The sequence below is a fragment of the Albirhodobacter sp. R86504 genome (genome assembly GCF_042466415.1).
Classification (GTDB): Bacteria; Pseudomonadota; Alphaproteobacteria; order Rhodobacterales; family Rhodobacteraceae; genus Albirhodobacter.
In genome coordinates, this window is sequence record NZ_JAXHCH010000002.1 from 1,552,942 (window position 1) to 1,567,272 (window position 14,331).

At 61.1% G+C, this 14,331-nt stretch carries 9 protein-coding genes and 1 tRNA gene; 7 read left to right on the plus strand and 3 right to left on the minus strand.

The genetic code is table 11. The features are described from left to right. The first annotated feature begins 10 nt into the window (after positions 1 to 10). Both SJY32_RS09450 and SJY32_RS09455 read left to right on the plus strand, forming a co-directional pair. Positions 11 to 1,369, plus strand: a complete 1,359-nt coding sequence (locus tag SJY32_RS09450) for a glutamine synthetase family protein (RefSeq protein ID WP_376874208.1) — start codon at positions 11 to 13, stop codon at positions 1,367 to 1,369. Positions 1,370 to 1,375: 6 nt separating this feature from the next. After that, positions 1,376 to 2,689, plus strand: a complete 1,314-nt coding sequence (locus SJY32_RS09455) for an NAD(P)/FAD-dependent oxidoreductase (protein ID WP_376874210.1) — start codon at positions 1,376 to 1,378, stop codon at positions 2,687 to 2,689. 44 nt (positions 2,690 to 2,733) lie between these two features. Here the strand turns inward: SJY32_RS09455 and SJY32_RS09460 are convergent, their stop codons facing one another. Both SJY32_RS09460 and rlmB read right to left on the minus strand, forming a co-directional pair. Continuing rightward, the gene (locus tag SJY32_RS09460; protein ID WP_376874212.1) at positions 2,734 to 3,171 is read right to left on the minus strand and encodes a CoA-binding protein; all 438 of its coding nucleotides are present in this window, start codon (positions 3,169 to 3,171) and stop codon (positions 2,734 to 2,736) included. Positions 3,172 to 3,410: 239 nt separating this feature from the next. Next, positions 3,411 to 4,193, minus strand: a complete 783-nt coding sequence (gene rlmB / locus SJY32_RS09465; RefSeq protein ID WP_376874214.1) for a 23S rRNA (guanosine(2251)-2'-O)-methyltransferase RlmB — start codon at positions 4,191 to 4,193, stop codon at positions 3,411 to 3,413. 203 nt (positions 4,194 to 4,396) lie between these two features. Here rlmB and SJY32_RS09470 point away from each other — a divergent pair. The 5 genes from SJY32_RS09470 to SJY32_RS09490 all read left to right on the plus strand — a co-directional run bounded on the left by SJY32_RS09470 (position 4,397) and on the right by SJY32_RS09490 (position 13,543). After that, a tRNA-Tyr gene (locus SJY32_RS09470) sits at positions 4,397 to 4,480 on the plus strand. A gap of 327 nt (positions 4,481 to 4,807) precedes the next feature. Beyond that, complete coding sequence (locus SJY32_RS09475; RefSeq protein WP_376874216.1) at positions 4,808 to 5,911, plus strand: hypothetical protein; 1,104 nt, start codon at positions 4,808 to 4,810, stop codon at positions 5,909 to 5,911. Positions 5,912 to 6,017: 106 nt separating this feature from the next. Next, positions 6,018 to 7,301 (plus strand): O-acetylhomoserine aminocarboxypropyltransferase/cysteine synthase family protein, encoded by a 1,284-nt coding sequence (locus SJY32_RS09480; protein ID WP_376874218.1) that lies wholly within the window; start codon positions 6,018 to 6,020, stop codon positions 7,299 to 7,301. A gap of 241 nt (positions 7,302 to 7,542) precedes the next feature. Further along, on the plus strand, positions 7,543 to 11,502 hold the full coding sequence (locus SJY32_RS09485; RefSeq protein WP_376874220.1) for a hypothetical protein: 3,960 nt from the start codon (positions 7,543 to 7,545) through the stop codon (positions 11,500 to 11,502). Positions 11,503 to 11,680: 178 nt separating this feature from the next. Then, entirely contained in the window at positions 11,681 to 13,543 is a 1,863-nt protein-coding gene (locus tag SJY32_RS09490; RefSeq protein WP_376874222.1) for a monovalent cation:proton antiporter-2 (CPA2) family protein, read from the plus strand. A gap of 79 nt (positions 13,544 to 13,622) precedes the next feature. Here SJY32_RS09490 and SJY32_RS09495 read toward each other — a convergent pair whose 3' ends face one another. After that, the gene (locus SJY32_RS09495) at positions 13,623 to 14,138 is read right to left on the minus strand and encodes a CarD family transcriptional regulator (RefSeq protein ID WP_376874224.1); all 516 of its coding nucleotides are present in this window, start codon (positions 14,136 to 14,138) and stop codon (positions 13,623 to 13,625) included. Between the last annotated feature and the right edge of the window lie 193 nt (positions 14,139 to 14,331).

Sequence of the window (14,331 nt, forward strand, 5' to 3'; positions counted from 1 at the left end):
GAAGGTTCCCATGTCCCACGCTTGGCACGATAAAATTCCGCAAGCTGCCCGTGACTATATCGCAGAACGGCGGCTCGACGAGGTCGAGTGCATCGTCGCAGATATTGCAGGCGTGGCGAGGGGAAAGGCTATGCCTGCCTCCAAATTCGCGTTTCAGGAGCAGTTCTTCCTCCCCAACTCCATTTTCTTGCAAACCATCACCGGTGAGTGGACGGATAACCCGATGGGGGCCTTCACCGAGCCGGACATGATCCTGACGCCGGATTTCACCACCGCGACCGCAGCGCCTTGGACCGCAGATATCACGCTGCAAGTCATCCATGACGTTAACGATCAGCAGGGCAATCCCGTCCCCCTCGCCCCGCGTAACCTGCTCAAGCAAATCGTCGCGCTCTACGAGGCGGAAGGCTGGAAGCCGATCATCGCGCCGGAGATGGAATTCTTCCTTGTCGCGCGCAACATCGACCCGAACCAGCCGATTATCCCGCCGATGGGCCGCTCTGGCCGCCGTGTGGCGGGCAAGCAGGCCTATTCGATGTCTGCCGTGGATGAATACGGCAAAGTCATTGACGACATTTATGATTTTGCCGAGCTGCAAGGCTTGGAAATCGATGGGATTTTGCAAGAGGGAGGCGCTGGACAGGTTGAAATCAACCTCGCGCATGGTGATCCCGTTAATCTTGCGGACCAGATCTTCTACTTCAAGCGGCTGATCCGTGAGGCGGCGTTGCGCCATGATTGCTTCGCGACCTTCATGGCAAAGCCGATTGAGGGCGAGCCCGGCTCGGCGATGCACATCCACCAATCGGTGATCGACACAAAAACCGGTAAGAACATCTTCTCAAACCCGGACGGGAGCGAGACGGATGCGTTCATGCATTGCATCGCTGGCCTGCAAAACCACCTGCCCGCCGTGATCGCCCTGCTTGCGCCCTATGTGAACAGCTATCGGCGCTACGTTCCTGATTTCGCCGCGCCGATCAACCTCGAGTGGGGCCGGGACAATCGCACCACCGGCCTGCGCGTGCCGATCTCCGGCCCCGAGGCGCGCCGGATCGAGAACCGTCTCGCGGGGATGGATTGCAACCCCTACCTCGGCATCGCCGCCTCCTTGGCCTGCGCCTATCTCGGCCTCAAAGAGAAAAAAGCGCCCTACCCTGAATGCAAGGGCGACGCCTATATGAGCGCCGAAGATCTGCCCTATAACTTGGGCGACGCGCTGGATCTGATGGGCGGCTCCGATCCGGTGCGCGCGGTTCTGGGCGAAGATTTCTGCTCGGTCTACGAAGCCGTAAAACGCAACGAATACAAAGAGTTCTTACAAGTCATCAGCCCGTGGGAGCGTGAGCACCTCTTGCTCAACGTCTGATAGCTCATGCTCAATCTGCTGCATGCAAACGACACGAACGGCGCATATCCGCACTCTTGGTACGCGGCCACGGCCACCCCCTTCCCCGCGCAACCGAGCCTGCGCGGGGAGGTGAGCGCCGATGTTTGTGTAATTGGCGGCGGCTACACTGGCCTTTCAGCCGCGCTTGAACTGGCAGAACGCGGATTTAGCGTCGTCCTTTTGGAGGCGCAACGCGTTGGTTTTGGCGCCTCCGGGCGCAATGGCGGGCAAGTCGGGTCGGGCCAGCGCCTTGAGCAAGACGAACTTGAAAAACTCGTCGGGAAGACCCGCGCGCTGGCCCTTTGGGAGATGGGCGAGGCCGCGAAAGCGTTGGTGCAAGACCGTATCGCCCGCCATACGATTCCCGCTGACTACCGCGCCGGCATCGCACATGCCTGTTGGACAGCGGCGGAGGTGAAGCACGCGCACCATTATGCCGATCATCTCGCAAAGCATTACAATTACGACAAAATCACCCCGCTCGATAAATCCGCCCTGCGCGAGATTCTCCCGTCGGAGGCGTATCAGGGCGGCGATATAGATAGCGGCGCGGGGCATCTGCACCCGCTCAATTATGCGCTCGGCTTGGCGTCAGCCGCGCTAGAGGCGGGCGTCCAGATTTTTGAGGGCGCGGAGGTGCACCGCATCGATCACGGTGCGAGCGGACAGCGATCAACCGTCGCGACGCCCCAAGGCAAAGTCACGTGCAACCATGTCGTGATTAGCGCGAACGGATATCTCGGCGCGTTAGAGGGGCAAGTCGCCGCGCGCGTCATGCCGATTAACAATTTCATCATCGCGACAGAGCCGCTTGGCGCGCGCGCAGCAGAGGTCTTGCGCGCGGATATTGCCGTCGCAGATACAAAATTCGTCGTGAATTACTGGCGGATGACACCGGATCAAAGATTGCTCTTTGGGGGCGGTGAAAGCTATGGGTATCGGTTCCCCGACATCAAAAAAACCGTTATGAAACCGATGCTTGAGGTTTACCCCAGCCTAAGGGATGTGAAAATTACCCACGCTTGGGGCGGCACTTTAGCCATCACGATGAACCGTATGCCATGCCTCATGCGCCCGCACCCCAATGCGCTCTCGGCATCGGGTTTTTCCGGCCACGGTGTTGCGATGGCAACCTTGGCAGGCAAGATGATGGCGGATGCGATCGCGGGCCAGGCGGAAAGGTTCGACCTGATGGCCAGCCTGCCGCAAGCGCGCTTCCCTGGTGGGGTCGCCCTGCGCTGGCCGCTCTTGGTTGCCGCGATGACATGGTATTCCCTGCGCGACAAACTCGGCCGCTAGCCATGCGAAAGCGCCCCGCCAATCTCGCAACGGAGCGCCATTTTTTACCCCATTAAGCCGAGGCGCGGGATCTCGATTTTCGGGCAGCGGTCCATCACAACGACCTTCCCTGCCGCCCGCGCCTTTTGCGCGGCCTCCTCGGAAATCACGCCAAGCTGCATCCAGACCGTTTGCAAGGCAGGCAACGCTGTGAGCGCCTCGTCGATGATCCCCGGCACAGCATCGGATGCGCGGAAAATATCAATCGTATCAACGCCGAATTCAGCAGGAATGTCGCTCAGGCTTGCGACGATTTCCTCATCCAGCGCTTCTTGCCCCGCCAAACCGGGATTAACCGGAATCACGCGGTATCCGCGCGATTTGAGAAACTTCGCCACGCGGTTCGATGGGCGTTCTTCCTTCTCGGAATACCCGACCAGCGCGATAACATGCATCGTATCCAACACATCCTCAATTTGGTCGTCGGACAATCCATCAGTCATAGCAGTCTCCCTTTTTCCCTAACCTGCGCGTCATGGCCGGTAATTCCAAGGGGGTGGACAAAAGAAAAAGCGCCCAAAGCCATATGGCTTGGGCGCAAAGTGCGGAACGAGGGACAGTGATCGTGAAACCGGCAGTTCCGTCACCGGCTTCACTTGATAACATAGGCTCGTTAAGCGCCCGTTAAACCCCGCCGCCCCCTATCTCGCGCGGATGTGAGGCCACGTGAGGACAGGCCAGCTTACCGGTTCACCGCCGCATAAAGCGAGATTGCCGCCGCGTTCGAGACATTGAGCGACCCGAAATCGGTCGCGAAAGGAATTTTCACCAAGCGATCACAGGTCTCACGCGTTTTCTCTCTCAGTCCTGGCCCCTCAGCGCCCAGCACCAACGCGATCGGGCGTGTCCCCGCCTGCGCCACGCCTTCCGCGATGGTCAATTCCGCCTTACCGTCCAGCCCGATCAGCTCAAATCCCATCTCGCGCAGGCTTTCCATCGCATCCGCGAGGTTTTGCACACGAAGATACGGTTGGCGCTCCAGCGCGCCCGATGCGGTTTTCGCCAATGCACCCGTCTCTGGCGCAGAATGGCGCGCGGGCGCGATGACGGCGCGCGCGCCAAAGACTTCCGCCGATCGCAAAATTGCGCCCACGTTATGTGGGTCGGTCACACGGTCGAGCAAAACCACCAAAGGCGCACCTGCCCCCGTGAGGCACACATCCTCCACCGATCCCCAGCTCAACGGGCGCGCATGCAACGCGGCCCCTTGGTGGACAGATTCGGTATCAATCTCGACCGCTTTATCAAACTTACGCGGGTCGACGATCTCAGGCTCCATCCCCGAGGCGATGATCGCATCATAAAGCTTATCCGCCGCATTCTTGGTCACCACCAAGCGCATCCGTTCACGCGCAGGGTTCATCAACGCATCACGAACAGCGTGCAGGCCGAACAGCCAGACGGTCTCCGCAGCAGCCGCACGTTTCGCGCGTTCTTTATCGACAACCCATTTCGGTTTTTCCATTGATCCGGCCTTCCAAAAATCCTGTCCTTTCCTGCGCGCAATTGGCGGGATTTTGCAAGCCCTTCACCTTGTTTGTCCGCATTTGCCTGCAAATATTGGGCGAACGTGCGGGTTCGGGGTGCCTCAAAACGGATCGTTGAAAATAATTCAGAATATCCGCTTGACGCCCCCCGCCCCCTTGGGTATTCCCCCGCTCAGCGTCAGGGCGACGTGCTGCAAGGTGCGGCAGCGGACTGTAACTCCGCCGGGGAGACCCACGCCTGGTTCGATTCCAGGGTCGCCCACCATACCCCCCTTTGAGAGGCTGGGTTGGTGTTTTGCCTGATAAGGCCGATGCAATCTCCTTAATCAAACTCGGCAGTTCTTAGTAAGATCAAATAGATAGCGTCATCGACGCTGACCTATCCCGCCGGATAGGGCTTGGCGCATCGGCGTTGCGTTTCCAAAATGCGCACAATCCCCATTGTCTAAGCTTTTCTTATCAAAGATTTAGGCACATACTTACCGGATCAAACCTGACCCACCTCATTAGACTCACACGGCGCGAGTGGATGGTCTTTTTACCGCCTAGCCCTCAGGGGCGCTCGCGCGGGGCGCGTTACGAAAGTATTGTCATGACGAAATTGCCGCAAAACACCGCTGGATCAGCGACCGCGAAAAGCCGCAAGCCCTCCGCCAAGGCGACTGCGGACAAAACCGGCGCCAAAACGACGGCCGCGCGACAGCAAAAACCTGACCAGAGCACGCCACTATTTAATGTCGTCTGCGTCGCGCAAGCGGGGCGGCTGGCTTATGAGGCGGTGATATTCGTTCGATCTTTCCGCGCCACCAACCCCGATTTCAAAGGCAAGCTTATCGTCGCAACGCCGACCGGCGCACGATGGAACGGGGTCACCGCCCTGCCCGCAGCGATCCATGAGCTTCTCAGCGCCGAGGGCGTCACCTTCGTCGAGTTCGAAAACAAGCATTTCGGCCAAAGCTATCCGCATGGAAACAAGATTGAGATGCTCTCCGCCTTGCCCGATGAGCCGTTCATCTTCTTCGACACCGATACGATTTTCATGGGATCACTCGCGGATCTCAAGATCGATTTTGCGCGCCCCTCCGCCTCGATGCGGCGCGAAGGCACGTGGCCCGAACCCCCGCTCTACGGTCCGGGATATGCGGGCATCTGGAAATCGCTCTACGACCGGTTTGATCTGGAGTTCGAAAGCACGCTCGATCTGAGCAAACCTGACGAATATTGGGAGCGCTATATCTACTTCTCGGCCGGATGGTTCTTCGGCGAAAGCCCCAAACAATTCGGGGAACGCTTCTTGAGCTTTGCAAATTCGATCCGCAACGACCCGCCGGACGAGTTGGCGTGTCAGAGCCTCGATCCGTGGCTTGATCAAGTCGCCCTGCCGCTGGTCATCCATTCATTCGGCGGCGGTCGTCCCGACGCGGGGCTCGACGGGCTCGATGGCGCGATCACATGCCATTACCGTTTCATCCCCTTGCTCTACGCGCGCGAGTCGGATGCCGCGATTGCCATGATGCAAGAGGTCGTCGCGCCCAACCCCGTAAAACGCGTGATCAAAGAATATGAACCGATCAAGAAGCTTGTTCTCCAACGCAAGGGCGAGCGCGTGAGGGCGCTGTTCGATCAGAACGATTTGCCAAAGCGCGAACGCGTCTTGCGCAATACGATCAAACGCGCGGGCTTCTGGATGCGCTAAATGCCAAGGCCCGGCGCGGATTGTTTTGCGTTTCTCCGCGCGGCCGCGCCTACTTCCCCTTTTAAATTAGGCGCGCTACGGTCCCTCCGAAATTAGGGAGATGACCATGACTGACCACGCTTTCGATACGCTGCAAATCCACGCAGGCGCAGAGCCCGATCCCGCGACGGGCGCTTTGCAAGTGCCGATCTACCAGACCACAGCCTATGCGTTTAAAGACGCCGATCATGCGGCTCGGCTTTTTAACCTGCAAGAAGTTGGATACATCTATTCGCGCCTCACCAACCCGACGATTTCGGCGCTCGCCTCGCGTATGGCCGCGCTTGAAGGCGGCGCTGGCGCGATCTGTTGCTCGTCCGGGCACGCGGCCCAGATCATGGCCCTGTTCCCGTTGATGATGCCCGGTTGCAACGTGATCGCCTCCACACGCCTTTACGGCGGCACGATTACCCAGTTTTCCCAAACGTTTAAGCGCTTCGGCTGGTCCGCAAAATTCGTCGACTTTGACGATGAAGCGGCGCTGAAGGCCGCGATTGATGACAATACTCGGGCGATCTTTTGCGAGTTGATTTCGAACCCGGGTGGCTACATCACCGACATTCCTGCGGTCGCGAAGATCGCAGATGCAGCGGGGGTTCCGCTCATCGTCGACAACACCCTTGCGACGCCGTATCTGTGCCGCCCCATTGAGCTCGGCGCGACGCTGGTTGTCCATTCCGCCACAAAATATCTGACAGGTAATGGCACCGTAACCGGCGGGGTGGTTGTGGATTCAGGCAAGTTTGATTGGTCCGCTTCCGATAAATTCCCGTCGCTGTCCGCGCCGGAACCGGCCTATCACGGCCTCAAGTTCCACGAGGCCTTGGGCGCGATGGCCTTCACCTTCCATTCGATCGCAATCGGATTGCGCGATCTGGGCATGACGATGAACCCACAGGGCGCGCATTACACACTGATGGGCATCGAGACGCTGAGCCTGCGGATGGAAAAACATCTGGCCAATGCGAAAGCGGTTTCGGAATGGCTTGAGGCTGATCCGCGCGTCGACTTCGTAACTTACGCCGGTCTGCCAAGCTCGCCTTGGAACAAACGCGTAGCAACCGTCTGCCCGAAGGGCGCAGGGGCCTTGTTCACCGTTGGCGTGAAAGGCGGGTATGACGCTTGCGTGAAATTGGTCAATAATCTCAAGCTCTTCTCGCATGTGGCCAACTTGGGCGACGCCAGATCCTTGATTATTCACTCGGCCTCGACCACCCATCGCCAGCTTTCGGAGGAACAGCAAAAGGCAGCGGGCGCGGCGCCAAACGTCGTCCGTTTGTCGATTGGCACTGAGAACGCGGACGATCTGATCGCGGATCTTGACCAAGCCTTGACCGCCGCAACGGCGTAAGAAACGAATGGGCGCGCGCCGACGAAATCCGGCCCGCGCCACATCCAATCTCCTGCCCCATCCCCTGCCGGACGAGCCCGCCGCGCGCGCCCCTTTCAAAGGCGGGCGGCCCGCTTCACATTTCGGCAATCGCCCGCCCATATTGGGGGGCTTTGGCTTTTATCTACCCTAAATCTGCGGTAGCAATGTCGCACCCAAGCGCCCGACAGGGCGTATGTTCGATTTGTGCAAGGCCAAGCTAATGAAGCCCAATTACGCGCTGAATATGACCCATCACGGGATCGACCTCTTCGAGAGGGCTGGAGCGCAATGGTTGACGCTTGGCTCGGTCTCGCTTGAAAGCGCGGATCTGGACGGCGACCTTGCTGCCTTGCGCCGGGCCGCCGAACGGCGCAGCCCCAAAGGCGTCTTTGCCAAACTCATCATCCCCGCCTCGCAGGTGCTTTACACCCGCGTCCACGCGCCCGGCCCCTCCGCCGCACAACGCAAACGCCAGATCGCGCACGCGCTCGACGGCGTGACGCCCTATGCCGTCTCCGATCTGAAATTCGATTGGTCCGGCACGGGGGCTGAAGTCATGGTCGCCGTCGTCGCGAAGGAAACCCTCGCGGAGGCCGAGGACTTCGCCCGCACCTACGGGTTTGCCGCGATGGCTTTCGTTGCGCAACCCGAGGCCGATCAATTTGCAGGCGAGCCTTGGTTCGGCCCCACCGCGATGGCCGCGCAATACCTCAATGAGGGCGAGCGCGTCGAGCGAGATCAAGACCCTGTCCAAGTTTCGGGCACAGTGACGGATCTTGCCGATGAAGATCGTGCGCCAGAGACGTCAATTGCAGCGGCAATCGCAACGGCGGTGCCAGCAGCCGAACCGATCGATGAGAGCCCCACATCAGAGCCAATCAGCGACGATGCGTTCAGCGACACCACGTCCGGCGAGATGAGCCCACCATCCGAAACACCGGACGTCGCGGCGGCGCCGATTGACATACCGGCCGTTGCGGAACGCGGGGACGTCATTCAGGACGCCGCGCCCGAGGGTAGCCCGCAAGAAGACCCAGCGCCGCCGGCTCATGATATCGATGCCCCCACCGCAATTGTGCCGGAGCCTTTTGATCGCCTTGCAGATCACCAGCCCGATGCCGCCTCGGTCGACAGCCCGTCGATCGTGACGCTCGATGCTGATCCGGCGATCATGGCAGCGGACGCGGCGCAACATCCCGATGAGGATACCGCGAGCGCGCCGGAAACCGAGGAGAGCCCGCATGTGATGGGCACGGTCGTTGACCAGCTTTCCTTCGACGACATCCCGTCGCTTGAGGATGCGCCATCCGAGACCGCCACGCCAGTGGATGAAAGCCTGAGCGCAGCACCAGAGGCCGAAAGCCAGCACTGGCTCGACCGCGCGTCGTTCGAGACGCCTGTCGCCGAGGAGATCGCAGCAGACGCTGCGGAGGATGACGATGCGCAGCTTCCTTCGCCCGCCGCGCCCCTCCCCGCACCGACTGCGCCCATTGAGGTAACGGACGCAACGCCGACACAAGACGACCTCACGGCGGATCTGATCGCGGAATTCGGGATCGATACAGGCACGACGGATGCGTCGGTTGCGCCCGCCATCGAACCCGGCGTCGAACCCGCCGTCGAACCCGCCGCGCCTGTTCTGGCGCGTCCGACCTTCGCCAAACGCAAGCAAACTTCCACCGTTGCGCCAGTTGCTTCGCCCGCGACGGCCGATGAGGCCGCAACGGCGCAAGATACATCCGCGACCGATCCATCCTTGGCCGTTCCGCCCGAGCAAAGCCTGTCCGAGGCCGCACGTGCAGCAATCCCGCGCCTCTCCCCAACCCCGCCGCGGATCGAATTGCCACGCGCGAAACTGCCCGCACCGCAGATTGGCGAAACAGGCGAGCGCGCTCCGAAAGACGCGGTCGCAACGGCGCCTGAACGCGTCGCGCAACTGATCACGCAACGCCTGAGCGGTGCAGCCGCCAAACTCGCCACATCGGGCGCGGCCCTCTCCAAAACGGCGCAATCCGCGATTCGCCTTGGCGAGAAATTCAAGCGCCGCGATCCGGCGAGCCCCGTCAGCGCACCGCGCGATGCGGCTAAATCGCAACCACTTTTGCGCCGTGATGCGCCGCCAATGAACCGTCCCGCAGTGTCGCTAGCCGCCAGTGCGCCTGCGCAAGCAACGATTGCACACGATGCGTTTGCGGACACGCCCGACGATTTGCCTGCCTTCGATGAGGCCGACATCGTTAGCCATGATGTTCATCACGCGCCGCAGGAGCCTTCCTCCATTCCCCCCGCGCCGGCGTCGGACGCGCGCGATCCGTCGGTGGAGCCCGTCACCCAGACGGTCTATGATGCGCCTTTGGGTGATGAAACATCTGACGCCGCCTTTGCCGCAGACGAGCCCTCCGACACCGTCTACGATGAGGCCCCCTTCGCCGCCGATGTCGAGCCGCTCCCGCCCCTGCCGAGCGCGCCCACACCCCAAGGGCGCGGGACAGGGTTCGCACCCCAAGACGCACGCCGCAAGCGCAACATCTTCGGCTTTTTTGCCGCAAAATCCGCCACCGCGGCGGCAGCTCCGGCGACCAGATCAAAATACCTGATGGCAAAGCTGGTCGGGGCGCTGGTCTTGTTTATGGGCGGCGTTTTGGTCTGGGAAAGCTACCTCGGATCTGACGAGCCCTCCGGCACGGCCACACTTCCAGTCGCCGTCGTGGATGCCGTGCCTGCCGCAAATACGCAGACCGGCGCCCCGGTTCAGGCCGTCCCTCGAGACACAAGCGACGATGCCGATGCTGCTGCCGTTGAGGCAGCGGCCGAGCAAGAGGCGCGTCGCGAGGCCGACGAAATGGCCTCCGCCGCTCCGGAAACCCCGCCGGCGGCCCTGCCCGTCTCGCCATTGCAAGAAGACAGGCTGACCGCGCTCGCGACCCCGCCCGCCGTCGACGGCGCGCAATCACCGCCCGCGGACACCGCGCCGCAGCCTGCTCAAACGACCACCCCCACGACGGCCGCGCCGACGCCCGAGCAAAACGCGCCCCCCGTCATCCCGACCGTCAGCGGCACCGTCACGCCGACGGGAACCATCATCTACGCAGGTCGCCCGAGCGTCGTGCCTCCTGCGCGCCCGACATCGGTCGAGAGTGCCGCGGCCGAGGCCGCCGCGAAAGCCGCGTTCCCGAATGCCGATCCGGCTTTAGCAGGCCGTCGGCCGCGCGCGCGCCCTGCTTCGGTCTCAGAAGCCGCCGCCGCCGCAGACGATCGTGCAGAGGTGACTGCCCCCGCACCGCTAGACACGGCAAACGTAACGACCGCAGAGGCGCAGCCGGAGGCAGTGGATCAAGCCTCAGGGCAACCTGCGGGTCAAACGACAACTGACGACGCCACAGCACCAAATGTGGCCGAAGCGCCGGAAACGCCCGCGCTTAGCGACGAAGAACGTGCCGAGATTGCCACACTTCTAGCGACGCGCCCTAAAACCCGCCCAACCGCGATTACCACCGCCGCCGACCGCGCCGCAGAGGCTGCACGCGCCGAGGCCGAGGCGGCGCAACTCGCCGAGGAGGCCGCCCGCGCCGCCGCAGAAGCCGAGGCACAGCGTTTTGCCGATGCAACCGCGCAGGCCGTGGAAACATCGCGCCGCCCCTCAACCAAGCCCCGCAATTTCGCAAGCGCGGTTGACGCCGCAGTCGCCGCCGCCGTGGCCAGCGCCGCGCGCGAAGCCGCCGCAACGCCCGCTGTCGCGGCACCTGCCGCACCTGTGGCCGCACCTGTCGCCACTGCACCAGTCCAAGTCGCCGCGGCAACGCCCACGCGGCGCACCCCGTCGCCCGCGCCTGCGCCCACAGTTATGAAATCGCCCTCTGCTCCAGAGGAAAGCGCCGCAATCGACGAGCTCGACGAGCCGGAGCCCACCCAGCCCACTCGCGGCGGCAGCACCACCGCAACCGTTGCAGGGCAAGCGACAGAAAAAAACGCAATCAACCTCGGCAAGGTTAATTTGATCGGCTTGTTCGGATCGAAAAGCAATCGGCGCGCCCTCGTGCGGATGCCCAATGGCTCGTTCACGCGCGTGCAAGTGGGGGATCGTCTTGACGGCGGAACGGTGACGGCGATCGGTGATGCACAGCTCAGCTACCGTAAAGGCAGCCGCGATGTGACCCTGCAATTGCTGGCGGGCGGTTAATCCCAGCCCCCTCTGACGCGCGCGCATCGCGCCCGTGCCAACGACGTTAACCTTCGACCACACCGTAGTTTTATTGCCGATCCACGGCTGAGGGCTTGGCGGTTCGCGCCGCGGCGCTTAGCATGGGGTGACGGCGGGTCACAAAGTCTCTCCGGCGAATGTAAGGGCAAGTTTAACGATGGACGGATTTCTCTCTCAAGCCACACTTTATCTATTGGCTATGGTCATCGCGGTGCCGATTTCCAAACGCCTCGGGCTTGGGTCTGTCCTCGGCTATCTCGGCGCAGGCATTCTGATCGGGCCAGTTTTCGGATTTGTAGGCTCTGAGATGCACGATCTGCAGCACTTCGCCGAATTCGGCGTCGTGATGATGCTGTTCCTGATCGGGTTGGAGCTTGAGCCGCGCGCGCTTTGGGCGATGCGTGACAAACTCGTCGGGCTGGGCGGAGCGCAGGTCGTGATCACGATGACCCTCGTCACGGGGCTGGCTATGGCGTTGGGGGAAGATCTGCGCGTCTCGCTGGCCATAGGGATGATCTTCGCGCTCTCCTCCACCGCGATCGTATTGCAAACCCTCGACGAGAAGAAACTTATGACCACGAGCGGCGGGCGATCTGCGTTCTCCGTGCTTTTGATGCAAGATATCGCGGTGATCCCGATGCTTGCCCTGATGCCATTGCTCGCATCCCCCGGTGCACGCGCTTTGGCAAAATCGACGCCCGAAACCGCCGCAGGGCGCTTGATCGAAAGCCTCCCCGGGTGGGGCGTGACGCTCGTGACCATTGGCGCGGTGATCGGCGTTGTCCTCGCGGGGCACTACTTGTTCAAGCCCGCGTTTCGCTTCGTCCACACGGCCCGCCTACGCGAGGTAAATACGGCGCTCGCCTTGGCGATCGTTGTTGGCATCGCCTTTCTCATGACGCTCGTCGGCTTGTCACCCGCCTTGGGGACATTCCTCGCGGGGGTTGTTCTGGCCGATAGCGAGTTTCGTCATGAGCTCGAAAGCGATATCGCGCCCTTCAAGGGGCTGCTGTTGGGGCTATTCTTCATCACCGTCGGCGCCGGAATGAATTTTGCCACCCTGACGGCGGAACCGGCCCTGGTTATTTGCATGGTCATCGCGCTTGTCGGCCTCAAGGCAGGGGTTCTCTACGGCTTGGGGGTCGCCTTCAACCTCAAGCCGCGCGACCGTGTTTTGTTTACGCTCTCACTTGCTCAAGCGGGCGAATTTGGCTTCGTCCTCGTGTCGTTCGCCGCCGCTCAATACATCTTGCCGCGGGATCTGGCGGAGGTCGTCCTTCTCGTGATCGCGCTCTCAATGCTCATCACCCCCCTCTTGTTCTTACTGCAAGATTTCATCGCGCGGCACCTGAGCGACGAGGAAAGCGCAGAGGCCGACGAGATCGACGACCAGCAACCGGTGATTATTGCCGGCGTTGGACGCTTCGGGCAGGTCGTGAACCGCATGGTGACGATGTCGGGGTTTAAAACCACCGTCCTCGACAACAACCTGCAAACGATCCAGCTGATGCGGAAATTCGGGTTTAAAGGGTATTACGGTGATCCAACGCGCCCCGACCTTCTCGCCGCGGCAGGGATCGATAAGGCGACCGTCCTCGTGGTTTGCCTCGACGACAAGGCCTCAATCACGCGCCTCGTGGCATATGCCCGCCGCACACGGCCTGATTTGCATATCATCGCACGGGCGCGCGACAGGCTGCACGTCTTCGAGCTTTATTCGGCGGGCGCAGATGACATTATCCGCGAGATGTTCGATGGCTCGCTTCGGGCTGCGCGCTATGTGCTGGAGAATGTCGGCCTGTCGGAATTTGAGGCGGCCGAGGCGGAGAAAATGTTTTTCAAAATGGATCGCCAAGGGGTTCGTGACCTTGCCAAGGTCTGGAAACCTCGTGTGCCACTGGATCAAAATCCGGAATACGTAGCGCTCTCGCACAAGCTCAACAGCGAGATGGAAAGCGCGCTGATGGCAAGCCGCCGCGGCGAGTCCGACGACGACGAGCGCGATGTAGGCCGCAGTTAACGGCCCTCGCATTGAAGACGTTCTAAGCAAAAAGGCCGCGCATTTATGCGCGGCCTTTTAAAATTAGTCTCGGTCAGCCTCAGGCCGCCGCAGCGCGCCCGACCAGGACATCGCCAACACGCTTTTGCGCGCCCGCTTCGTCTGTGCCAGAAACGGCCGCAACCTCACGCGTCAGCCGTTCAAGCGCTGCCTCGTAGAGTTGACGTTCCGAATAACTTTGTTCGCGCTGATCATCCGAACGATGCAAATCGCGCACGACTTCCGCAATCGCGAGAAGGTCGCCGGAGTTGATTTTCTGCTCGTATTCTTGTGCGCGACGCGACCACATGGCGCGCTTAACCCGCGCCTTGCCCTTCAGCGTGTCTAACGCTTTCGAGACGACATCGGGCGAGCTCAACTCGCGCATCCCGATTTCGGTCGCTTTGGAAGTTGGCACGCGAAGGGTCATCTTGTCCTTCTCGAACGAGATAACAAAGAGTTCCATACGCAGCCCTGCGATTTCCTGCTCCTCAATTTGCAGAATCTTGCCCACGCCATGCGCGGGGTAAACTACGAATTGGTCGGGGTGGAAATCGGATTTCTTAGTCTTGGTCATTCAGTCGCATCCTCACGAATGAACCCGACAATCAGACGCAAAAACACCCGTTCGGCAGGATTGGTTGCCGAATTCGGTGTCAAAAGTGTCCGATTGAGTGCCTACGCGGGCGAGCAGCGTCCGCAAGGGTCAGCAGGTCCGTATTCCTTTGTAACGGATATATAGCACAAAAAACGAGCCATTTAAAGCAGAG